This is a genomic window from Paenibacillus phytorum, from assembly GCF_013141715.1.
GTDB lineage: Bacteria > Bacillota > Bacilli > Paenibacillales > NBRC-103111 > Paenibacillus_E > Paenibacillus_E phytorum.
This window is the reverse complement of record NZ_WHOA01000079.1, coordinates 18,814-42,226: the sequence shown is the minus strand read 5'-3', so window position 1 is coordinate 42,226 and position 23,413 is coordinate 18,814. Positions and strand designations below refer to the sequence as shown.

General features: G+C 45.2%; 21 protein-coding genes, 1 pseudogene and 3 riboswitches. Of the genes and pseudogenes, 18 read left to right on the top strand and 4 right to left on the bottom strand.

What is annotated here, in order from left to right:
* The first annotated feature begins 409 nt into the window (after nt 1–409).
* Genes GC098_RS40785 through GC098_RS10530 form a run of 4 tightly spaced genes read left to right on the top strand, consistent with a single transcriptional unit; the run spans nt 410 to nt 6,239 of the window.
* A complete protein-coding gene (locus GC098_RS40785) occupies nt 410–2,092 on the top strand; it encodes a permuted SH3 domain-containing protein (RefSeq protein WP_171643125.1) in 1,683 nt (560 codons plus the stop codon).
* A 35-nt stretch (nt 2,093–2,127) separates the two neighbouring features.
* Nucleotides 2,128–2,853 (top strand): ABC transporter ATP-binding protein, encoded by a 726-nt coding sequence (locus tag GC098_RS10540; RefSeq protein WP_312880041.1) that lies wholly within the window; start codon nt 2,128–2,130, stop codon nt 2,851–2,853.
* Nucleotides 2,850–4,028 (top strand): ABC transporter permease, encoded by a 1,179-nt coding sequence (locus GC098_RS10535; RefSeq protein ID WP_171643124.1) that lies wholly within the window; start codon nt 2,850–2,852, stop codon nt 4,026–4,028. The genes GC098_RS10540 and GC098_RS10535 overlap by 4 nt, the downstream gene beginning before the upstream one ends.
* A gap of 21 nt (nt 4,029–4,049) precedes the next feature.
* On the top strand, nt 4,050–6,239 hold the full coding sequence (locus GC098_RS10530) for a hypothetical protein (RefSeq protein ID WP_171643123.1): 2,190 nt from the start codon (nt 4,050–4,052) through the stop codon (nt 6,237–6,239).
* Nucleotides 6,240–6,369: 130 nt separating this feature from the next.
* Here GC098_RS10530 and GC098_RS10525 read toward each other — a convergent pair whose 3' ends face one another.
* Nucleotides 6,370–7,356: a metallophosphoesterase family protein gene (locus GC098_RS10525; protein ID WP_171643122.1), complete on the bottom strand. Its 987-nt coding sequence runs from the start codon at nt 7,354–7,356 to the stop codon at nt 6,370–6,372.
* Nucleotides 7,357–7,932: 576 nt separating this feature from the next.
* Here GC098_RS10525 and GC098_RS10520 point away from each other — a divergent pair.
* From GC098_RS10520 to GC098_RS10510, 3 genes are read left to right on the top strand one after another with little or no spacing between them, the layout of a single operon-like run.
* Nucleotides 7,933–8,301 carry a GntR family transcriptional regulator gene (locus GC098_RS10520; protein WP_047678668.1) on the top strand — a complete coding sequence of 123 codons (369 nt, stop codon included), beginning with the start codon at nt 7,933–7,935 and terminating at the stop codon, nt 8,299–8,301.
* On the top strand, nt 8,301–9,197 hold the full coding sequence (locus tag GC098_RS10515) for an ABC transporter ATP-binding protein (RefSeq protein WP_171643121.1): 897 nt from the start codon (nt 8,301–8,303) through the stop codon (nt 9,195–9,197). Before GC098_RS10520 ends, GC098_RS10515 begins: the two co-directional genes overlap by 1 nt.
* 44 nt (nt 9,198–9,241) lie before the next feature.
* A complete protein-coding gene (locus GC098_RS10510) occupies nt 9,242–9,880 on the top strand; it encodes a hypothetical protein (RefSeq protein ID WP_171643120.1) in 639 nt (212 codons plus the stop codon).
* A 165-nt stretch (nt 9,881–10,045) separates the two neighbouring features.
* Here the strand turns inward: GC098_RS10510 and GC098_RS10505 are convergent, their stop codons facing one another.
* Both GC098_RS10505 and GC098_RS10500 read right to left on the bottom strand, forming a co-directional pair.
* Complete coding sequence (locus tag GC098_RS10505) at nt 10,046–10,579, bottom strand: SRPBCC family protein (protein WP_171643119.1); 534 nt, start codon at nt 10,577–10,579, stop codon at nt 10,046–10,048.
* Nucleotides 10,580–10,581: 2 nt separating this feature from the next.
* Nucleotides 10,582–10,923 (bottom strand): ArsR/SmtB family transcription factor, encoded by a 342-nt coding sequence (locus GC098_RS10500; protein WP_171643118.1) that lies wholly within the window; start codon nt 10,921–10,923, stop codon nt 10,582–10,584.
* 358 nt (nt 10,924–11,281) lie between these two features.
* On the opposite strand from GC098_RS10500, the gene GC098_RS10495 reads away from it, so the two are divergent.
* From GC098_RS10495 to GC098_RS10470, 7 genes and pseudogenes are all read left to right on the top strand, one after another.
* The gene (locus GC098_RS10495; protein WP_171643117.1) at nt 11,282–11,971 is read left to right on the top strand and encodes a 3D domain-containing protein; all 690 of its coding nucleotides are present in this window, start codon (nt 11,282–11,284) and stop codon (nt 11,969–11,971) included.
* A 199-nt stretch (nt 11,972–12,170) separates the two neighbouring features.
* A riboswitch (cyclic di-GMP riboswitch) is annotated at nt 12,171–12,265 on the top strand.
* Between the two features lie 17 nt (nt 12,266–12,282).
* The gene (locus GC098_RS10490; RefSeq protein ID WP_171643116.1) at nt 12,283–15,045 is read left to right on the top strand and encodes a stalk domain-containing protein; all 2,763 of its coding nucleotides are present in this window, start codon (nt 12,283–12,285) and stop codon (nt 15,043–15,045) included.
* A gap of 78 nt (nt 15,046–15,123) precedes the next feature.
* Nucleotides 15,124–15,220: riboswitch (cyclic di-GMP riboswitch) on the top strand.
* 128 nt (nt 15,221–15,348) lie between these two features.
* Nucleotides 15,349–15,462, top strand: a pseudogene (locus GC098_RS41515) (hypothetical protein); the annotation flags it as partial.
* 15 nt (nt 15,463–15,477) lie between these two features.
* Nucleotides 15,478–16,248, top strand: coding sequence for a hypothetical protein (locus GC098_RS10485; protein WP_246358543.1), 771 nt, complete (start codon nt 15,478–15,480; stop codon nt 16,246–16,248).
* Between the two features lie 82 nt (nt 16,249–16,330).
* A complete protein-coding gene (locus tag GC098_RS10480) occupies nt 16,331–17,266 on the top strand; it encodes a hypothetical protein (RefSeq protein WP_171643114.1) in 936 nt (311 codons plus the stop codon).
* Nucleotides 17,267–18,443: 1,177 nt separating this feature from the next.
* Nucleotides 18,444–19,070, top strand: coding sequence for a hypothetical protein (locus GC098_RS10475; RefSeq protein ID WP_171643113.1), 627 nt, complete (start codon nt 18,444–18,446; stop codon nt 19,068–19,070).
* A 231-nt stretch (nt 19,071–19,301) separates the two neighbouring features.
* Nucleotides 19,302–19,396, top strand: a riboswitch (cyclic di-GMP riboswitch).
* A 46-nt stretch (nt 19,397–19,442) separates the two neighbouring features.
* Complete coding sequence (locus tag GC098_RS10470) at nt 19,443–19,685, top strand: hypothetical protein (protein ID WP_171643112.1); 243 nt, start codon at nt 19,443–19,445, stop codon at nt 19,683–19,685.
* 83 nt (nt 19,686–19,768) lie between these two features.
* Here the strand turns inward: GC098_RS10470 and GC098_RS10465 are convergent, their stop codons facing one another.
* Complete coding sequence (locus GC098_RS10465) at nt 19,769–20,848, bottom strand: metallophosphoesterase family protein (protein ID WP_171643111.1); 1,080 nt, start codon at nt 20,846–20,848, stop codon at nt 19,769–19,771.
* Between the two features lie 247 nt (nt 20,849–21,095).
* Here GC098_RS10465 and GC098_RS10460 point away from each other — a divergent pair, with 247 nt between their 5' ends.
* From GC098_RS10460 to GC098_RS10445, 4 genes are read left to right on the top strand one after another with little or no spacing between them, the layout of a single operon-like run.
* A complete protein-coding gene (locus GC098_RS10460; protein WP_047678649.1) occupies nt 21,096–21,392 on the top strand; it encodes a LiaF transmembrane domain-containing protein in 297 nt (98 codons plus the stop codon).
* A gap of 43 nt (nt 21,393–21,435) precedes the next feature.
* A complete protein-coding gene (locus GC098_RS10455; protein WP_171643110.1) occupies nt 21,436–22,098 on the top strand; it encodes a PspA/IM30 family protein in 663 nt (220 codons plus the stop codon).
* Between the two features lie 2 nt (nt 22,099–22,100).
* The gene (locus GC098_RS10450) at nt 22,101–22,559 is read left to right on the top strand and encodes a PspC domain-containing protein (RefSeq protein ID WP_171643109.1); all 459 of its coding nucleotides are present in this window, start codon (nt 22,101–22,103) and stop codon (nt 22,557–22,559) included.
* Nucleotides 22,560–22,562: 3 nt separating this feature from the next.
* On the top strand, nt 22,563–23,249 hold the full coding sequence (locus GC098_RS10445) for a PspA/IM30 family protein (RefSeq protein ID WP_171643108.1): 687 nt from the start codon (nt 22,563–22,565) through the stop codon (nt 23,247–23,249).
* Nucleotides 23,250–23,413: the final 164 nt, after the last annotated feature.

Below are 23,413 nucleotides of genomic sequence, written 5' to 3'. Positions count from 1 at the left end.
TTTCATCGCTAAAGTGTGCGAGAGGCGGGAGATTGACTCGTTAGCGATGTAAAACATGCTTAAATGATGGGTAGGCTGGCCGAGTAGTCCGACTTCTGCGCCATAATGATGATTTTCATCGCTAAAGTGTGTGAGAGGCGGAAGGACCTTTCTTTAACGATGTAAAACATCCTTAAACGATGAATAAGTTGGCCGCTAGATACAATTTGAGCTCATACCGCCCAGCCGTCAGTCACCGAGTAACCACATGCGCGACCTAATCTTTTTCAGCAAACGCTCAGCCTGTGTTCAACTTATATTCAGCCTACGCTCAGACAGGTTTCAGCCACCCCATTTACACTAAGTCCAGTAGGGATTGTCATGGCCTGGGCGGTGTATAGTCTGGGTAACTGGGAGAGGGGCATAAAGGATGAAATTAGGTCGGAAGAAGAGATGGATCATTGTGGCCCTAGCTGCCATTCTATGCGGAGCGGGAACATACTATTACGTACATAACAAGGCGCAGCCAGCGTCTGCAGCAACACAGCAAACAACGATGAAAGTGACCAAAGGGGCGATATCCATGGCGGTATCAGGGACTTCTCAGTTGGATGCCAAGGACAAGCAAAATATTGTGATCCCGATTGATGGTATCATCAAAACGATGAATTTGACGCAAAATCAGGCGGTCAAGAAAGGCGATGTGCTAGTCGAGCTGTCGGTGCCTTCAACGGAAACAACTCTCAAGGAAGCCCAGGTAAGCTTGCAGCAGCTTGAGAAGGAGCTAGTAGAGTTACAGGACCAACAAAATCATATGAGTGTTACAGCTTTAATGTCTGGCAAGATTACATTAGCAGCCAATCTTGATGTAGGCAGTCAAGTCAATAAAACAACGAAGATCGGCACGATTTCAGATACATCGCAGTTTAAAGTGAAGCTGCCATTCTCCCTGCAAGAAGCTGTGCAGCTGAAAAAAGGTGATCCTGTAGAGCTTAGCGTCGATGGCTACTTACTATCCAAAGTCGGAGCGGTGGATACGATAGGTCGTGAAATTAAAGCAGATGCTAACGGCAACAAAGTGGTAACGGTGGAGGTTCTGGTTACCAATGATGGGACGCTTTCGGCAGGCCTTAAGGTAAAGGGCAGCATCGGCAGCGGCGATGGTAAAATCGACTCCTCCGAGCAGGTGGCGCTTGAGTATGTGCGAACATCTCCTATTTTCGCCGAGGCAAGCGGTACGATAAAAAGCATGAAATTTAAAGATAGCGAAACGGTGAAACAGGGTGATTTGATCGCCACCTTGTTCAATGACGATCTTCAAAACAATATCATTAGCAAGCAATCAGCCATCGAAAGCCAGAAAATCCGTGTGAACGATGCGGAGCAGAAAGTTAATCAACTGACGATCAAAGCGCCGTTCGATGGCGTGTTCTCGGCTGATTTTGCCAATAGTAAAAATAATGTGCTTCGCAATTATCCGGCAGGCGCGCAGATTAATGCCAACACAACGTTGGGTGCCGTAGCGAGCCTAAGCACGATGCAGCTGGCTATTGCCGTAGATGAGCTTGATTTAACAAGCGTCAAGGTGGGGCAGAAGGTAACCGTGAAGGTTGATGCAATCTCCGGCAAGACGTTCCAGGGTGAAGTAACTTCCGTTTCCAATGTAGGAACAACAACGAATGGGGTTACAACGTATGATGCTGTTGTCGCGATTCCGAATACCGATCAGAATGATTTGAAATATGCGATGACGGCGACGGCTGAGATTTCTATACAAGATAAGAAAGATATTCTCGTGCTTCCGATCCAAGTGGTGACAACAACCAGAGGAAAGTCTACCGTTTCGCTGAAGAAAGCGGACGGAACTGTCGAAGAGCAGCACGAAATCAAGGTGGGTATTCGCAGCAAGACACAGGTTGAGGTGTTAAGTGGTTTGAACGCGGGCGACGAGGTCGTGATGCCGGTGCGCAGAGCGACAACGACGAATCAACAGCAGCAAGGTTTCCCTGGGGGTGCAGGTGGTTTTCAGGGTGGCGCAGGAGGCAACTTCCCTGGTGGAGCTGGCGGCACAGGCGGTGGCGGAACGCAAAATGGTGGAGGCACGGGCCGCTAGCCGTGAGCCAGTCCCTACGGAGAGGAGTGATTTGGGTGAATATCATTGAACTAAACGAGGTAACGAAGAGTTATGCTCGGGGTGCAGAAGAATTGCAAATTTTACGCGGCATTACCCTGCATATTGCGGAAGGAGATTTTGTTGCCATCATTGGTCCCAGTGGATCGGGAAAGTCAACGTTAATGAATACAATCGGGCTTTTGGATAGTCCCACCTCTGGCTCCTATACGTTAGACGGCGTAGCAACCGAGAAGATGTCAGACAACGGACTTGCTGAGCTGCGCAATCGGAAAATTGGTTTTATTTTTCAACAATTCAACCTGCTGCCCAGACTTACTGCGACGGAGAACGTAGAGCTCCCGATGATTTATGCAGGCATTCCAGCCAAACAGCGGAGAGAACAGGCGCAGCGGATGCTGGAGAAGCTGGGGATGGGTGAGCGAGGACATCACAAGCCAAGTGAACTGTCTGGCGGGCAGCAGCAGCGGGTAGCCATTGCCAGAGCTTTGGCCATATCACCGTCATTAATTCTAGCAGATGAGCCGACAGGCGCACTGGATTCGAAGACGGGCATTGAGGTGCTGGAATTGATTAAGGAGCTTAATCAGCAAGGCAACACGATTGTTTTGATCACACATGATCATCACATTGCAGTCAATGCCAAACGCGTCGTGACACTACGTGACGGAGAAATCATAAGCGATCTAAGAAACGAAATGCAGCTAACACCTGAACGTAAGTTAGAGGGGGCTCTTTCATGAGAATTTGGGAGCTTTTCCAAATGGCGCTGGCCACGGTGCGTTCGAATCCGCTTCGTACGGTGCTGACTATGCTTGGCGTTATCATTGGCGTTAGTTCAGTCATTACGCTAGTTTCGATAGGTCAAGGCACGTCCAAGGCGATTGAAAAGCAGTACGAAGGGCTGGGAACGAACCTGCTGACGGTTAATCTGATGGGTAACGGACGCGCCACGCAGCTGAATTATGATGAGGTCATGCAGCTTGAGAATACTTCGGGAATCAGTGCAATTGCACCGACGATGACTAGAAATAGTACCAGTATCAAATACGACCGGACAACAGAGACCTACAATGTCATTGGGACAAATGATCGATATCTCAGTTTGCAAAAGGGGACGGTCGCCAGCGGCCGCTTCTTGGCTCAAGCCGATCTGGACTTCCGCAATCACGTTGCGGTCATAGGCAGTGATGTGGCCAAGCAGTTTTTCGGTACGGCTGACCCGATTGACGAAGAAATTAATGTGAACGGATATATGTACACGATAATCGGCGTGCTCAAAACGAAAGGCTCCAATACAAGCGGAACGTCTCTCGATACCTCGGTTTTTGTGCCTCTCCCTACCATGAGCAGGGATTTCAAATTGGGTAACATTCGGACGGCTTATGTCGAAGCGGCTTCTGGCGATGAGGTAACCCGGGTACAAAGAACGTTAGAGACGTATTTATTTAATAAATTTAAAAGTACAACGGGATATAACATTTTGAATTCATCCGAATTAATTAGCGCCAGACAGACGGCATCCAGCACACTGACCAATCAGCTAGTCGCGGTAGCGGCGATATCCCTCCTGGTAGGCGGGATCGGTATCATGAACATCATGCTTGTAACCGTGAGCGAGCGCACCCGGGAAATTGGGATTCGGAAGTCGATTGGCGCGAAGCGGAGAAACATTTTGCTGCAGTTCCTGGTTGAAGCTACGCTGATTAGCGGCATGGGTGGTTTGATCGGATTGATTCTGGGAATCGGATTATCTCTAGCCTGGCCTTATATAAACCCTAGTCAACAAACGAGTTTATCCCTAAATATAGGACTTTACGCATTCTTATTCTCGGCGTTAGTTGGTGTTATTTTCGGATTATATCCAGCCAATAAAGCATCAAAATTAAAACCTATCGACGCACTGCGTTTTGATTAGGTCTACAGGAGGTATGAAAACATGATTCGCAAATTATCATCCATTTCACTCAAACAGACAGGTCTTGCCCTGCTGTTGACTGGCAGCTTGGCAGCTGCATCGTCGATGGCTCCCGCTGCTCATGCGGCTTCCGAAGCGGTTTATATCTCGAACTCCTCTTATTTTACATTAAACCAAGCGGCGCTTTCGTCTTCTTCTCTTCAGTTTTCCGTGCTTTTACATAACGGGGAAAGCCAATCGATCGATTTTAACCAATATGGGGTAAGGGTTACGGATCAAGCAGGACATAGCTATACGGCCAAATTAAGCGAGAAAAAGAGTGCGAGTGTCCTCCCTGGTCAGGATCAAAGCTTCCGATTCTACGCTAACCTGCCAGCAGGTGAAACGGCTGCTCAACTAAAAGTTGATGTGTTCCGCTGGGATTTCGGCAAAGCCGATTTCATGAATCATCTAGGCGATCTTCCAGTTTCCTCGGTCGTGCAGGAGGGACAAGTAAAGGTGCCTGAGCAAATTATTAATTTGCATGCACTCGACAGTACGCTCTCAAATGACGCCTCCGTTGCTTTTCAATTGGGCCAAAGCGTTCGCGTAACAGAGAATGGAAAATGGTACATGTACACGCAAGTTTCTGCAAAAAACCTAGGCTCGAGCAGTGTTAAGCTGCCTCCCGGTCTACAAGTTAGACTCGTGGATGCTAACGGACTGAAATATACCTCTACGGTTGCTAGTGGTTCCGATACAACGTTCCTGCCAAATCAATCGGATACGATGACGCTCAAAACACTCGTTTCCCGACAAATGCCGACCAGTGGTCTCACGCTGGAATATTATTACTTGAACCAAAGCGAGGATGTCTCGCTGGGTACGTTAAGTCTGAACACTTCGCTTCAAACAGCAGCGCTTGGCACCAAACAAGCTTACGCTGGGCAGCAGGAGGGTGAGCAGGTCACTGTGAAGGCGAATACGTCGACGTATTCGATTCAAGCCGACGGTGTTCATGTGCAGACCGTTGTCACGCTCAGTAATGATGGCGAAGCGATCGCTTCCGTGCCATCCTTCTCTGCTTCTTATCAGTTCGGCGACGCCGTGACATCCGTGACATCGACCGATAACGCCGCCCGCAGCGGATACTTGGCTCCAAAGGAGACGGCTTCGTATTATTTCAACGCTACCCTGCCAACAGGAGTTGATCCGAATGCGGCGCAGCTGGTGCTGTGGCAGACGGCTAGTTCGGGTAGCTCGGCATCTGGCTCGACAGCAAGTACTTCGAGTGGCGGCGCAGCTTCTGGAACAGCGACAACCGGCTCGGGAGCGGGGTCCTCGAGTAGCTCGACGGCTGGCAGCAGTGGAACTGCAGCGACTGGTCAAATGCCTGTTGCCGTCTTCCTGCTTAAGGGAGCAAGTGAAGCGCAAAACGGCTTTACAACAGCTGTGAACTATGAACTTGGCAGTAAGCTGATTTTCAACAACAACTCTGTTGTTAATAAAAATCTAGTCGTTGCCTTAGTCGAGCTGCATGCTCACGAGAACGACGATCTAGGCTACAAAACAGCCGTAGCCAAATACAAAATCACGAACAACGGAACAAGCGCCATGGCCCTTCCCGAGCTTCAAAATGAGCTGATCGACAGCAAAGGCAACACCTACACGGGCTCTCGCCAAAGCGCAGTTGCGACCCAAATTACACCGGGAAGTTCTTATGTGGTGAGCTATTCCTACCTGCTTCCGAATAAAACACAATCCGATGATGAGACATTCGCATTGAATGTTTATGACGATAAGTCTGTATCCGAGGGTAATGTGTCTGTCGGAACCTATCGGGTAGCGCTGCAGAAAGAGACAGAAAGCGATACGCTTGCCTTGTATCCTTTCTCACTCAAAGTGAATGACAGCTCGATAAGCTGGCTTTATAACAGCGGGACTTACTCCTACCAGCTTAATCTTGATCTGGACATTGCCCATGAAGATCAGGTGATTATCGATTCGAACTTCTCCAAAATTGAGTTCGATATGGTCGATTCCCTCGGCCGCATTGTTGGCACTCAAACAGCAACACTGACGGGGACTGGGAAATTAACGAGCGGCAAGCAAAAAGTCGTCGTCACCGGTTTGAAAAATGAGCAGGTTGATTCTGGTGTGGTCGTGAATATGTACGAAGTGATTGAGACACCGAATGGGACGGCTAAGCGGCTTATTAAGCAATTTCATTAGTTATAGGGAAAGAAATTCATACAAAAGGGATTAACCAAAAAGACTGTCAGACATCCGGCTATTTCTAGCCTTGTCGGGCAGTCTTTTTGGTTTGTTTCTTAATAGAGGTAGCTGCGGAGACGGCAGATGCCTATTTCACGTCGTATCCTTTGGCAATGGATGGCTCAATCCATCGTTTTTTGAAGTGTTCGCGGCGCAAGATCACCACGCGATCTTTGTAGACGTCCACGACGAGACTCTGGCTGATTGCCTGTGTCTCGGGCACGTTTTGCGCGTTCCATACCTCCCGGATGGAAGCGCTGGAAGCGGCAAGAAACTTCAGCTGCTTCACTTGTTTGGTCGTTTCTAGGTTCCAGTGGGTGTGGCCACTGAACAAAATGACGTTTGGGTGCGCATCGAGCAGCGCCCGCAGCTCCTCGTGCTGGACGACGCCCAGCTCTTGATCCGTGCCATCCAGCGTCTGCGGCAGCGGCTGGTGGAGGAACACGAACACGGGCTTGCTGGCGTCCGCCGAGCCCGCGGCCGTAAGCCGCTCGCGCAGCCAGCTGAGCTGCTCGGGAGAGAGGAACGCATCCTCGCCGTAGGATGCGTTCACGTCCCTGTACGCTTCCCCGCTAAGGAATAGGAAGCGATAGCCCTCCACGATAAGCTCGTGATACGGCTTATCGTAGCCCATCATGCGGTCGAATAACGCGACCGCTTGCTTGCTCGACCATGTTGGATTCATCTTCGATGTATCCAACCCACCCTCCGTCGTGCGCCACACGCCGTAGTAATCGTGGTTGCCCATGGTCGCATGCACAGGGGCATGGTGCTGGCGGCCGAGCAGCGCCAGCAAGCTGCGATAGTCGGCCTCACTCCCATTCGTGAGGTCGCCGTTCAAGACGAGCAGCTTGCTGTCGGGGCGCAGCGCGTGATGATCAGCCAGCGCTTGACTCAGCCTCAGCTGAGCGACTTGATCGTAGGACGTGATGTGAACATCACTCATCACGGAGAACGAAAACAAAGGCGCAGCCAGTGGCTGTTCAACCTTGCCACTAGCCAAGGTTGTGCCTCGCAACGGGGCCAAGAATAGAAGAAAACTAAGGATAAGTATTCGCAACTTTAATGATTTCATCTCGGATTCACCTTCCAATTAGACTTATCGATTGTCCTTATTTAGCTTGCTTAGCGATAGATAATGCGGATTTAGATTGTAGGAAACATTTAAGCTCACTAGGCGAGTGATTTGTTTTCAGGTAATGAGTTACAGGTTAGGTTTCTGTTTAGTTAAGAGTGAACGATCGGAATCCAACGTCAGAGTACCTATCTTTCCCGGCATTTAGGAGGGGGAAGTTGTACGGCGTACAACATTTTTGTCCATTTTTTCTAATAAAACTGAGATTGTTGTAGTTTGTACAACAAAAAAGCTTTATTTCTTGAGTTTGGGCTGTTTTTGGGTTAAAGAGTTGTGTTTTTTACAACAATTGCCGAGAACTCGCGGATTCTCTCACTTAATGTTGTACAAAGTACAATTTTGCAATCAGTGGGGGCAAATAAAACCAGAAAGCCCATACCCTAGTAGTATTCCCAGTTCCAAGGGAATTTATTTATTTTGCTGCCCAGCCCAAATATCAGTTTCTCTGTTGACTTTTAAGTCGGTTGGTTGTATGGTTAATTACATGAGTAACTAACCAATGTGGTGGTGAGAAAAATGGGACTAATGATGGACGATAGCCGCCCGATTTTTGTGCAAATTGCAGAGCGTATTGAAGATGACATTATTGAGTCAAGAATGCCGGAGGAATCGCAAGTGCCTTCTACGAATCAGTTTGCATCCTTTTATCAAATTAATCCGGCTACAGCAGCGAAAGGTGTTAATTTGTTGGTGGACCAAGGGATTTTGTACAAGAAACGAGGGATTGGCATGTTTGTAGCGGAGGGAGCGCGAACGAAGCTGATGGAGAAGCGGAAAGAACTATTTTATGAGCAATATGTGGTGACGATGGTGAAAGAAGCCGAGAAGCTCGGGATTACCGTAGAGCAATTGACGGAAATGGTGCGCAGAGGGGAGAAAGCGTGATGACCAACATTGTGGAAGTGAAAGGACTAACCAAGACCTATGGCCAAATGATGGCAGTGGATCATGTTAGTTTCACGATTGAAGCGAACAAAATCTATGGCTTGCTAGGCAGAAACGGTGCAGGCAAAACAACGATTATGCATATGATCTCGTCCCAGCAGTTCGCTACAAGCGGCGAGTTGAAGGTATTTGGGGAAGACCCCTACGAGAATAGTCGTGTGCTCAATCAAATTTGCTTCATTAAAGAAAGCCAGAAGTACCCAGATAGCTTCCGTGTCATAGATGTAATTGAGGTTGCGAGATCACTTTTCCCGAACTGGGATCATGCTTATGCGAACACTTTGATTGAAGATTTTCGTCTGCCTTTGAAAAGAAAAATAAAGAAGCTATCCAGAGGGATGCTTTCTTCCGTCGGTATTGTGGTTGGTCTGGCTAGTCGAGCGCCGTTAACCATCTTCGATGAGCCTTACTTGGGTCTGGATGCTGTGGCAAGAATCCTATTCTACGATCGCTTGCTTGAAGACTATGCCGAGTTTCCGCGGACGGTTATTCTCTCCACGCATCTCATCGACGAAGTTAGCCGCTTACTCGAGCATGTGCTGGTTATCGATAACGGCAAATTGATTATGAATGAAGATGCGGATGCTCTTCGCGGTCGTGCTTGCACGGTTTCCGGTCTAGCGACAGCCGTGGATTCCTTCACGCGTGGCAAAGAGCTGCTTGAACGCACGGCGATTGGTGCGGCTGCATCGGCTACAATTCTAGGTGTTCTAAGTGAGCGGGATCGGAAGGAAGCAGAGGCGTTGGGACTTGAATTCACACCGGTATCTATGCAGCAGCTTATCGTTCATCTGACACGCACACCATCCATTGCGGGAAAGGGGACTGATAAATAATGAATCAAGTTAACCAGGTAGTAAAACTCCATATGAGGAACAAAATGGCATCGTGGACTATCCCGTGGATCATTATTGGGGCAAACTTTTTGATCAATTTTCTTATAGCGCTGTCGCTGGACAAAGGTGAATCTATTAACACTGGGGCGATTGTTTCGATTTTCATCTACACCTTAGTAGCAGGTACAGTTACTATTAAAGAAACCTTTCCATTTGCCTTGGGACTAAGTATTCGTAGGAAGGATTATTTCTTTGGAACTGCTGTGACAGCTATTATTGTAAATGTTAGTTCAGCCCTAGGACTTGTCATCCTGTCTGTGATTGAAGAGGCGACCAATGGGTGGGGAGTTCGATTGCACCTTTTTAAAATCCAATTTCTAAACGATCTTTCGCTGATAGGCACGCTGGGTATTTATCTGATTGTACTTCTTCATATGTATTTCCTCGGGTTCGCGATATCTAGTTTACACCGTCGTTTCGGCGGCGCTTCGATGTATATCTTTTTTACATCTCTGCTTTTGATTGGTACGGTAGGTTCCTATATCTTCACGCACTTTGGACTGTGGGGCGGTCTCCTGGATTGGATCATTCACAGTTATATGGATATATTCTGGTGGATGGTACCTTTGGTTGTCGTGTACTTAGTGGCAGCTTATGGATTGCTTCGTCGAGCAACTGTTTAGAACTAAGAATAAGCCTGCTGCAGCTGCAGTAGGCTTATTTTGTTAGTTTAGTCTCCTAATCGAAAAAAGAATGGATGACCATCGGAGAGGTTTCCGCGGTATGTTCTATTTATATCGACTGTGTCGATTGTTGAATTTGCTCGATTAAAAGGCTGTTGCGAATACTTATACGACTTTGGCTAAGTATGCATCGAGCTGATCGAACGTTCCGCCGAAGCCTTGTTTCATAGAATCATGCATGCCCTCAAAGAACTTAAGTTCTTCCTCAGTTGCATTGATAGGCCCTCCGCGCATGATCAGTGTGGTTTTTCCTTCATTTTCAGTAAAAGATAACTTATTCATTATTTCCATTGGAAAGCTTTCGCTGAATGGTGCTCTGATAATGTTAGCCTCAGCATCGGAGAAAGAATTCACGAAGACGAGTTTCTCAGGGGAATTAATTTCATGGTAGACAAACTTACCCCACATTTCAAAGCCTTCGGACGATTTCATGCTGTAGTGGAAGATGCCGCCTGGGCGTAGATCTAAGGTGTGTACGCTTAATTCGAAACCTGTTGGTCCCCACCAACGAGCTAAATGTTCAGCTTCAGTCCACGTTTTGAAGACGAGTTCACGTGGTGCATTGAATGTGCGAGTAAGAACCAATTCGCCACCTTCTAATGTGGCATTGAAGTTGTTCCCTGCTTTTTCTTGAGTCATGTCTAATCCTCCAAATCAAATTGATTTTTCTTTTCCTTCTCTAACATTTGCTGCAAATAATCGTCCAAACGATCGAATCTCTCTTCCCACATGCGGCGGAAGGAGTCTAGCCAGCCATCCAGCTCTTTGAACGACTGAAACTGCAGGTTATAGATTCTTTTATTCGCAGACGGTTGTACCTCGACAAGTTCTGCATCACTAAGCACGCGGAGATGCTTGGATACTTGCGGCTGCTGGAGCTCAAGCCGATCCGCTATTTCCCCGACGGTAAGAGGGCCGTCACGCAGAAGCTCGACAATGTGCAAGCGGTTTGGCTCGGCAAGAGCACTGAAAGTCTTATTCATAGACATAATATACTCCGAGTGGAATATTCCTGTCAAGGAATATTTGTGAATGCAATCGCAATTTGTTGAAAAGCAAAAAGACTGCCACACCGGCAGTCTTTTCTTCTTTCACGTTCTTTCACATGTGTTAGTTTAAGCCAAGATTCGTTTTGTATACTACTTTATGCCTTCTTATTTCTTTACCGATTTTTTGTTTATTTTCTTGGGGCTCTGTCCGCCTTGGTTGCATTCGTGCTCACATTTTTAATGAAACACCCTCCGGCCTCAGCAAAAAAATAAATACGAGACGTATATAAATCATAGAATTGGACGAATCTAGTAGCTATAACTCTATTATTTTTTAAGAGGAGGAGATACTATGTTTCGTAAAATTCTTTGTGTTACTTTGACGCTTCCGTTGCTGCTTTGTTTGTGGCAGGTGCAACCCGCCTATTCGTACCCTGAATGTGAAGATGGGGGGGAATTACCTCCTACGTATAGTATGGCAAGAAATGCAGCTCCTGTGGAAGAAGCCGCTCAAGCTGAGCTTGTTCAGCCAAGGACGCAGTACCAAGTGGACCGCGGAGATACGCTGTTCAAAATTGCACGTGATTTTGGTGTAACCGTAGATGACCTTATCAGCTCTAACAATATTCAAAATCCGAACCAGCTAACGATTGGTCAAAGTTTAACGATTCCGAAGACTGAATCAGAGATTGGTTTACCAAATGGTCAAAAGAAAATTATCAAAAAAGTGTTGAACACAACCCTTACAGCTTATACGGCGGGCTTTGAATCAACAGGTAAAAAGGCCTCCCATCCCATGTACGGCATCACATTTAGTGGTCTTAAAGCCAAAGAAGGACGCACGATCGCCGTGGACCCGGCTGTTATCCCTATAGGATCTACAGTGTTCATTGACGGTATAGGTATTCGTAAGGCAGAGGATATAGGTTCAGCTATACGCGGTTCTAGAATTGATGTGTTCATGAATGATCTAAATGACGCTCAAGAGTTCGGCGTGAAGAAGAATGTGAAAGTCTATCTGCTAGATAGAGAGAATATTTAAGTCGATAGCCATTTACTAGGTTAAGGGTCAACCGGGATATCCGGTTGGCCCTTTTTGTGTGAAAGCACACACTTTGTGTATGTATTTCCTCTTTTTTGTAGAAAAGTGTTGAATTTTGAAATAACGCGGATTAATATGGAAAAAAGTCAGTTCTAAATAACTAGTAGCAATGAGTAAAAATACCTAATAACCAAGCAATAATGAACAAAGGCAAATCCATCGAAAGGTGGAGACGCAAAGCCACGGGTCTAAGCCATGAGTCACACCTCATGGGACGATAGCCGGGTTGCTCTCTGGAGCTTGGTTTTTTATTGTCTACAAAGACTATCTATGTGATTGGAGCTGGAGAAGTGATCAAAACATATTTTAAAAAAATGGTATTAAGCTGCTTAATGGCCTTGTTGGTCTCAAGTCTAGGGGAGGGGAATACAGCTTTAGCTGACCAGACGGTCAAAGTTACGGATACACAAACTTCCTATGCTGCTCCTGTACGTAAATCTTATAATAATTCTTTTATTTCGGGCGACGACCTGGTTTGGATTGGTAGTGATGCAACGAATTTGTATCAAATATTTTACCGTAATTTGGACACGGGGGAAACGAAACAGCTCACCGACACGAAAACAAACAAAACCGATCTATGGGCAGGAGGCGATTATGCCGTTTATTTTGCCGATCGGCGTGAAGTGATACTGCTTAACCTCCGTACGGGTGAGTCGGAATCGATTATAAACCATACTACGGTTGAAAACCTCACGACAGACGGACGATATGCAGCTTATATGAATAAGACGGATAGCTACATATATGTTTACGATTTAGAGTCGAAACAAACGAAACAGTTGGTTAAAGGGCGTTATCCACAGGTCGCGGACGGGAAAATCATCATGCAGGATGGGAAAGGAAGTTTGCTGTTATATGACTGCGCTTCTGGCACAACGAGGACGATGAAGGAACCAGTAGATGGATATATTATCAATTTTAAGTTCAATGGAAAAGTGGTCGTCTGGACACAACAAGTTAACGAACACACAGTTCAAGTCAGAATGATGAATGTGGATGAGCTGAATGCGGTACCTACTGTATTAGCCCAAAAGAAAATGGATAAAAACACTTCCTGGCCTACGATGCTTGCCATTAGCAGCAATCTCATCGTCTGGAGGCAAGCATCGGAGGATGGAGGGAAAAGTGAGATTGCTGCTGGAGAGCTTACATACGGGGAATCAATCATTATCGCGAACGAAACCACAGAGTCTAAGCTGGTCGGAATTTACAATGATCAAGTCGCACTTCAGGGCAATGACGGGAACATTTTACTGAGTTCGCTGCAAGTAAGCGGTACACCCACGGCGAAGAAAGAAACTCTTGCGTCAGCTGTACCAGATGTTAAGCAAAGGCCTCAAGCTGTTGAATTTGATACACGGTTTTATAAAGAAGGACTTACATATAAAGAATTAATTCAAAGTAAGTCTCAAGTAGAGGGTCATCCTGTATCCTCGGATAAAAGTGTGAGCTTGGTTGTACCGCCATATTCATTCCAGGATACTTTAGGCAAAATTAGGCTGGCACCAGGGGAAGACAAGAATTTGGAACTCACAAAGGCGATGCAGAGTGGACAGATGATGGTCAGCTTGCCGTGGAATATCGATTTTCCGGATAAAACGGTGTTAGAAATCCAGCTTAATATGTCTTATATGGAGAGCAGAGTACCACATAATTTACGGGATAAGCTTGGTATTTTCCGACTGGAGTCTGACACATGGATTTATATGGGGGGGCTATTGGGCGACAATTCCAATGTGATTCATACAGCAATAGAGAAACCGGGAATCTATGCAATCTTTCTACACGACTTTTCCGATGGTCCTCTGCGCGAGTACTGGGTGAACAAGAGAATCAAGCAAACTATTGCAGAGGATCCGATTCGCGTATTTCTTGACGGAGAAGAACTGAAATTTAACGAGCAGCCTGCTCTGCATGAAAATTACACGACGGTAGAGTTTCGTACTATTTTTGAAAAGCTTGGCTTAACCATTCAATGGGACGAAAACGCACGGAGGGTAACGGGACAAAAGGAAGGACAATCGCTCAGCTTGCAACTGGGGAGCTTGTCAGCATCCATCAATGAGCAATCCATTGATATGCCGGTTGCACCCTATTCAAATAAAGGCTATACGTTCGTTCCGCTGCGTTTTGTCGGTGAAGCAACGGGACGCAAAGTAGTGTGGGATGCCAATTTGAAGGCAGTATATCTGTATGATGCGAGTACGGAAGGAAAGCTGTTTTACGAAGATGGTAAGTTAAAGTACGAAGGCCAGCTCAAAGGCGGCAAGATGAATGGGAAAGGCAAGCTTTACCGCAATGACGGATCGCTTTGGTACGATGCTGAATTTCAAAACGATGAGGTTACGGGTTGGGGCACTATGTATTTCGAAGGCTTCTTGTTCGGAGAAGATCGTACGGGTGAGATTATTACCGGGCAATTTACGAGGGGCTTGCCTAACGGTGTTATTCGTAAGTACGATGACAGCGGGTTTTTGAAGTACGAGGGTCAAGAGGTTTTTGGAAGCCTTACAGGCAAAGGTAAGTTGTACATCCAAGGTCGTCCAGTTTATGAGGGAGGGATGAAAGATGGCTACTTCAGCGGACATGGAAAATATTATGTGGGCGGAAAGTTGAAATATGAGGGTGGCTTTGTACAAAGCATGGAAGATGGTAATGGTAAGGAATATGACGCCAATGGCCTTCTTCAACGAGAAGGAGAATATAAGAAAGGCAATCGGAATGGCAATGGGATTGATTATTATCCATCAGGAGCTAAGTCTTATGTAGGACCTTTCGTGAACGGCACTCGTAGTGGAGCAGGTAAACAATATTATGAGAATGGGAATTTGAGAGCCGAAGGTCTATATGAACATCACTATATCGTGAAAGGCACTTATTATTACGATAACGGTGAACGTTACGAAGGTGACTTTATCAATGGTTTTCCTGATGGCCAAGGCACTTTATATGATAAAAACGGCACCGTAAAATTCCAAGGGAAATTTAAGCAGGGTAAGCCTGAAGCTTAAACAACATGGATACATATGAAAATTGTCAAGTCTATAAGACTAGTAATATTAAGCATATCTATCTAATTACCAAGCAATAATGAACAAAGGCAAATCCATCGAAAGGTGGAGACGCAAAGCCACGGGTCTAAGGCTGGGGACGCAGTTCTCTGGTTAGGACAGCCGGGTTGCTCTATCGGAGCTTGGTTTTTGCTGTTCAAATTCGAAAAAATTAGGAGGCTCATCATGTTGAAAGTGAACAAATTCATAATCATGGTATTTCTTGCTTTTGCAGTCTCAATCGGAGTACTGCAAGATTAGGGTATGATTACTATAGTGGTATGTCGTATGCTAGAGCAAGAATACTATAAACCGGAGTCAGGGCAGTTTATAAGTGAGGATACGTATAAAGGGACATTAGGCAATCCGCAAAGTCAGAATGGGTATACGTATGTGTGGAATAACCCGATTAACTTTATTGACCCCTCTGGGTTTGATCCTGTTACGGTTGGACATGTTTATGACATTGAAGGCCCTTATCAAGGTAAAACTGAGAGTTATGTGGGATCAACTGCACAAGAGCTCCTCGAACGTATGGGCAAACATAAATGGAAAGCGCTTGTTGCAGATCCAGCTACAACAGTAACGACCTATGAAGTGAAAGCGGAATTGAACGTAGCAGAATCCGCCCGAGGGACACAAAGAAGTGCACTAAATGAAGCTCTTCGGGCAGCCGAACAACAAGTAATTGATAAAAAAGGAGGTAAGGATGCGCTGCTAAATGATAGGAATGCAGCAACAAAAGAGAATGGAGAATACTGGACTGTAAAGCATAAAGTCGAAATCGACATGAATTCTTCTAAATTATCATTGAAAGGAGGAGCCCCGGTCGGTGCTTTTGCTGGATTTGCTTTATGGGATGCATTCCTTGCCTATCGGTCTATGGTAACATCCAAGTACGAATTTGCACCATATCTGCTTGAAGATGGTGGTGGTGTGTTCACAATAGGTTATGGTAGAAACGGCTGGCTTGATAGTACAAAATATTGGAAGACCTATCAAACAGGACCAATGGCAGAGCAGAAAGTATATGTTGGGGAAGACGATTTTGATTTCTGGAAAAAAGAAGCGCAAGCTCTATGGGGAAGACTCGATTTTTGGGGTAATTTTGTGCCGGGGTTACTTAATCCTGTTTTACCTGTGGTAGACCCCAACGAAGCTTAGATTTATTAGTGTTCAATAAACACAAATCTGGAGGAATCGTGTGGGACTGGAACTTAAAGTGGAAGAATCCAACTTTCGTGACTTGAAACGAATAGAGCTGGATTATGACTCAATTGAATTTACTAATCGTTTGGGGATCGAAGTCGATTCGACTGAACTTTCAGATTTTATGGGCAACGTTGAAGGAATAGGTCAAATAGAAACACTTAGCATAAACTTCTCTTCACAATTAAAAGATCTAGAGGTTGTTAGGGCGTTTCCGAATTTACGCAACATCGCTGTATACGGATATCAGATCACATCGCTGGATGGAATGGGAGGGTTTCAGCAAGGCGAATACATTAAGATCAGTACGGAATCCAAAAATCGCCGTCGACGGATTGCCCAAATATCCCAGGCCCCCATCAAGCGAATGTCTCTTCAATTTGCTCGACCGGAGGATTTGGACGCCATTGGTGAATGCGTAACGTTGAATTCTCTTGATCTATTTCGTAGTATGGATCTGGATTTTTCGAAGTGGAAACGGGTCCCTCTGGAATCCCTTGGACTCATGCAAGGCAAATTCAAGGAATTGGGAAACACCGCCCAAGTTGAGAGTCTAAGTAACATGAGAGTTTTGGGTTGTCGCAACCTTGAATGGTTTACAGGTGATAACAGTCGAATAACTCGGATGGTGATTGAAGGTTGTAAAAAACTCGATTTGCGAACACTTCAATCCTTTCAAAACATTGAAGCATTAATCGTTAACGGCAATTCTAATAAAGTTGCACTGAATGAAATCGGAGAACTTAAGCAATTGAAAAGTCTGTGGTTAATCGATTGTAATGTCCAAGTCGATATTTCAAACCTGAAACATCAATTTTCTAGACTGGAAGAACTTCAAATCTCCAATATGAAGAATGAGCAAGTGCTTGAACTTAGTCAACTTAATACGGGTGTAATCGTCTCGGGCAGAACATATACTCTGAAAGGAAGTCTAAGAACATATAAGGCCTTAAATGGAAGTTTAATAGAATAACTATACGATCTAGCCGAAAGAGCTCGGAGACCACAAACGAGACTAACCTCTCGCTTGTGGTTTCTTTTTTTCGCCGCTGAATCGATAAGAACACAAATAACCGCTCAAAGAGTATGAGAAGCAAGATGAAAATCCTGAATTTTTAATAGAACTCATGAAGGTGAACGTTTTATGTGAAGCGACGGTGGTGTTGGACAGGTTACATATCCAATGAATGACCAACGAAAACCCGGTACGATGACGTTTTTTAACGGCAGACCGTACAAACTACCCGAATGGCAGTAGATTAGGGCAGAACGAAATATAATGGGTTTCAGCATTAAGGATTGACCATACGATGGAGTGTGTGTCATATACACATACAGCAGACAGCCGAATAATGGCTGCGAGCAACTTGGTAAACGATAAACTTGAGAAGACCAACCTTACGGCACTTGAAAAACACTTAACGGTGATTTCAGGTGCCTTTTTGCGTTCAGAGGATCTTACGGATAGTGTGGTACAGAGAGAATATAATTAAGTATTAGTCGGTTAAGTGTTAAATTTTAATCGCGCGAAGACAAAAATACCCGCAGATCAAGGAGGACGACTAACACAGAGGACTGGGAGTTAATACTTCATGCAAGTGCGTATGTTGGCGAAGTTATTCGCTTGAATCGTGGTGGAGTATGGGGCTGGAATGAAGATTACGATACACCCGCTATACTAGAAATAGGAGCATTAAATCAGGTGTTTAATCCCTTAAACCGAGTTGCTCGCTTTTGGGGCAAACCTATGATGCCAACTATAGTCTTGTTGAAGGATATGAATCCCTAAGATAACTGATAGTGTACCACCTTGTGTTTAACCTTCGTAGGGTGGTTTTCTTTTTTTGTCCGCCGCTGTATCACTAACAACACAATTAACCACTCGTAGAGTATGGAAGACAAAATATTAATTGGAAATCCGCTCTTTGAAGTTTGTTGATCCAAGTGGTAATACTGTTGCATGTCCAGATCCTGTGAATGTGCATTCTTAAGAGATTTAGGTATGTTTGAATTACAAGAAATAATGATGAATGAAGGCAAGTAAACAGCCAAGAAACCGTTTACGAAGAGATAATGTCTTAGTCATGGTAGGAATGCGGTAATAATGTTAGATTTTCTGGAGGTCGAGGGCAAGAAAGGGCTGATGAAAAATGCATCAATGGTTAAAGATTCTGTGGCTGTTAGTAACCATTTTTAGTGTTATATCATTTGGATGGTTTCTGCTTGGAACAACAGCAAATTTTCAGCGATCTTTGGATCTCGTGGGTACTGTAACATTAATTATGGCGGGGCTTCCTTCTCTCGCTATTACAATATTATCTATTCGAATGTTAATAAAAAGGTGGGTTCCATCCAGTGGGGTAGCTCTTGCAGGATTCTATTCTGGAATGATATTACTTATAATTCTTTCAGTCTATTTAATTCAAAGTGTTAGCACTCAGGGGTGGTTAACCGAAAAAATTACAAGTGATTCATTGAAAATTACTAGGGATGATAAATATGAGTATCGAGTTGATTTAATTAATGTGTTTCAAAAAAACAGTCATGCGCGACTTTATGTAAAAAGTGCTGCCACTGGGGAAGAAATGAGCATCCCTGTTGATATTCATACAAATAAGATTGTGGGACTTGGAATTAAAAAGGTTAATAATTGGGGAATCATGAAGCCATCAAGTGCATCAAATCGTTATTCTCTGTTCACGACAAAGGAACTAGGGATTCCAGAAGAGATATTTGAGATTGATTTAGTGACAGGAACTTCGAAGAGATTAGAGTAATAGATAATAGGCTCTATTAGAAGAGTATGAATAACTTAAGAAAATTGCCTTACCTTATGGGTCAACCAGTACTCTGGTTGGCCTTTTTTGTATGAAATCACACACTTTGCGTAGTGGGTGCCTATTTTTTGTAGAAATATGTTGAATTTCATTATTTTATGGAATACCATGGAAATAGTTAGTTCTTTACGACTAGCAATAATGAGTGAAACACACCTAATATCAAGCAATAATGAACAAAGGCAAATCCATCGAAAGGTGGAGACGCAAAGCCACGGGTCTAAGCCATGAGTCACATGTCATGGGATGATAGCCGGGTTACTCTTTAGGGGCTTGTTTTTTTATTGCCAAAAAAGAAAGGAGGGTCCCAAAATGGCAACATATCTTATGCTTATTAAAGTGTTCGACGATGCCGAAAAGGTCATATACAAATTTGGTCCAACAGAAGAAAGTTTGGGTGAAATTGAATTTAATCTAGTTCATGAAGAATTTCGGCAGCTAGAGAGGATCCCGGGTACTACCAAAGACCATATGTTCATGAAGGCTGCTTCAGCTATTGCAAGATGTTATGCAGAGGGAGACGGTTTTCCTGACAAAACTTTTTTTGCTTCATAAAAGAGTTATCTCAATTACAATCTTTCCGCATAATACAATCGGTCCGCAGCATTAACTACCTTGCGTCCTCGCTTGGTAGTTTTTTATTCCACCCCATAACGCTTCACAAATGCCGGCTCAATCCACCTTTTCTCCGAATGCTCACGCCCCTGAATCACAATACGGTCCGTATAAACGTCCACAACGATGCTCTGGCTAGCCGCGCTGCCTTCAGGCTCATTATTCGAATTCCATATTTCGTGGACAGAAGCGCTAGATACTGCTAGGAACTCCAGCTGTTTAATCTGCTTAGTAGTCTCCAAATTCCAGTGGGTATGTCCACTGAAGAACACAACATTCGGATACGCATTTACAATCGCCCTAAGCTCTTCATGCTGTACAACTCCGAGCTCTTGATCCGAGCCGTCCACGGTATGAACGAGTGGTTGATGCAGGAACACGAAGATTGGCTTGTTCGGCGCAGCAGTCGCAGCTACCTTCAATTTTTCCTGCAACCAAGCAAGTTGTTCAGTGGATAAATAGGCATCCTCTTTCACATTAGGATCCACATCGCGATAAAATTCACCCCCTAGAAATAGAAAATGATAATCATCCATCACGAGCTCTTGGTAGGGCTTTTCATAGTTAAACATTTGATGGAATAGGTCAATTGCCTTTTGGCTTGTCCAATTCGGATTCAACTTGCTGGTATCCTGACCGCCATTCTCCGTTTGCCACATTCCATAATACTCATGATTACCAATCGTTGCATGAACGGGAGGTAAGGTGTGTTCGCTCATAATGCTGACTAGACTCCGATTATCTGCTTCGTTGCCATTGCTGAGGTCACCATTCAGTACCATAAGTTTGCTGTCAGGTCGGATGAGATGATGATCGGCTAAAGCCGTACGGAAGCGCTTTTGTGAATCTTCGTCTTCTGCACCCACATGTACATCACTCAGCACGGAAAAAGAAAAGAGGGGTTCGTCACTTGCTGTGGACGTTTTTTTGGGAATAGTACGAAAGAGTTTTACCATAGGCAGTGGCTCTTTATTAGGAAGCGCCTTAATTGATTCCGAAACAGGCACTATCGCCGTTGCTTCCCAAGCATAGGTAGGGAGTAATAGAAGGAATAAAGCAGATAACAGGATGCGTATAGTTAACGTTTGTTTCCGTTGTTTCATATAAGTTAAACCTTCCTTTTCCCAGGATAAAAGCGTGGGTTACCAAGTTTGCTAAGTATTTAACCAAAACGTCTGTCGTATAAACACTGTTTTTGCCTGACACAGGTCTTAGATGCGCCCCGACTAAGGTCTAGGAACAAATACCGTCGTTAGTCCGTTTTGGAAAGCTTCGTTTTTACCTAAAATAAAGACATGAACAAGAGCACAGCAAACAACAAAGCAAACGACGAAAGGCGGTGACGAAACGATGAAAAGAAATACGGGCTTAGCCGCTCTGCTAATCGCATTCGGTGCACTGATTCTGTTAAATAAGCTAGGCGTTCACATGGGACCTTTTATTGGCTCAGTGATGGGATACTTGATTCCAATAGGAATGGTTGGCCTTGGTTATGTTGGCATACAGAACGGCAGCAAATTCGGTTGGATTATTGCAGGGCTTGGCGGTATCATCCTGATTGGTAAATTAGCTGGTTGGATCATCATTTTACTGGCGATTGGGTTGATAGGTTACGGAGTTTCGATGTTGACAAGAAGAACTGTGTAATGAATTGAAACGAATACAGAGAGTGAAAAAGGTGGTATGAGAGATGAGCCTATTTAGGCGAATGAGAGACATTACCGTAGCGACACTGAATGAACATCTGGAGCGATCGGAAGACCCGGTCCGCTTGATTGACCAGTACTTAGCAGCGCAGCGTGAGCAGCTTCAACAGTCCGAGAGACTGTACCAGCAATGCGTCACTCATGCAGCGTCCCTCCGGCAGCAATATCTGACGGCGCTGGAAACCAAAGAGAAGCGCGAGCATCAAGCGCTGCTGGCTCTGAAGGCCGGCGAAGAACATATGGCAAGGATCGTGCTTCAAGAGAAGCTGCAAGCCGAAGAGAAAAGCGAGCAGTATCATGAATTGTACGAACAAGCGAAGCAGTCCATCCTTGATTTGGATGAAGAGCTGCAGCAGCTCAAAGCCGATTACAAAGAAGTGGCAGACAAACGCAGCTACTACTTAGCGCGAATGGAGTCCGCAAGGTTGCAGCAAAGATTGCATGCTCGCAGCAGTGTGGCGCAGGATGCGACACCACGGATGTTCGGTCGCTTGGAAGAGCGCGTATCCGATATGGAGCTTCATGCCAGAACGCTCCGCGATGTAAGACGAATGGGGCGCGAAAGCTACTATAGCGGGGGCAACCCGGCTGTGGATGCTGAAATGGAAGCTCTGAGAAACAGACTGCAGCAGGAGGGAGCCAAATAATCATGAGCAAACTTTACCGCTCACGAAGAGATAAGAAAGTTACTGGTCTATGCGGCGGACTCGCCGAGGCCATGAATGTAGATGCAACGCTATTACGTTTGTTAGTGGTGATCACTACAATCTTCACCGGAGGAACAGTCATTTTCATCTACTTTGTAGCTGCACTTGTTATTCCGAAGGAACCTGGGTACGATCAGCCTCCATTTGATCCTTATGCCGGCTCATATGGCCGTCAAGGTTATAATGGCGGGGCATGGAACGCTCACAAGCCGCACCACCCTAACCATGCGCCACAACATACGGGCTTCAATGCTCCGTACGACGCAGGGAAAACAAACAATATCGACGAGATGATGAAAGACATTGAAAAGAAAGCTCTGCAAAGAGAAGTAGAAGAATTGAGAGCCAAAGTCGCTCGCTTCGAACAACAACCAATTGATATTAAAAAAGGAGACGTGTAAACCATGGGAGTATTTACAAGAATGAAAGATATGACAAAAGCATCAATTCACGAGGTATTGGATAAAATTGAGGATCCGATCGTTATGTTGAATCAATATTTGCGGGATATGGAGCAAGAAATCGCGCAAGCTGAAGTTACTGTTGCTAGACAAATCGCCAATGAGCGCAAGCTGAAACAACGTCTGGAAGAGTCTGTTCGTCTCGTGGCTGACCGCGAAGCAAAAGCTTCCGCAGCGATTAAAAATGGCCAAGAGGCTATCGCTCGCCAAGCCGTTGAAGAAAAATTGTACCACGAAGATAAAATTGTTGAGTACACAGATCTATATGCCGCTTCCAAAGCACATGCTGATGAGCTAACACAGCAGCTGCACGAAATGAAAGATGAGTTCTACAAACTACGTAACAAACGCAACGAGCTTGTGTCCCGCGCTCAACTGGCTAAAGCCAAAAAACAAATGGCACAAGTATCCTACAATGGCGTCATCGAGAGCGGCAACGCATCCCGCGGCTTCCAACGCATGGAAGAGAAAATTATCCAACTGGAAGTTGAAGCGGAAATCGCTCGCAAGCCTTACGTACCAGCAGGTTCAGTAGGCAGCTACACACCTGTTGATGTTGCAAAACAAGCCAAAGTTGATGAGCAGTTGAATCTGCTGAAAGAGAAATTAAACGGTAAAGAAGCTGAGTAATGAATTGTGTTTGATCGAGAAGCCCCTCCTTGTGAGGGGCTTTTTTGTTTGCCTGGGTTTAGAGGGTTAGAGATTAGAGGTTTGAGGTTTGGGGTTAGAGATTAGAGGTTAGAGGTTTGAGGTTTGAGGTTTAGAGGTTTAGAGGTTTAGAGGTTTGGGTGGAG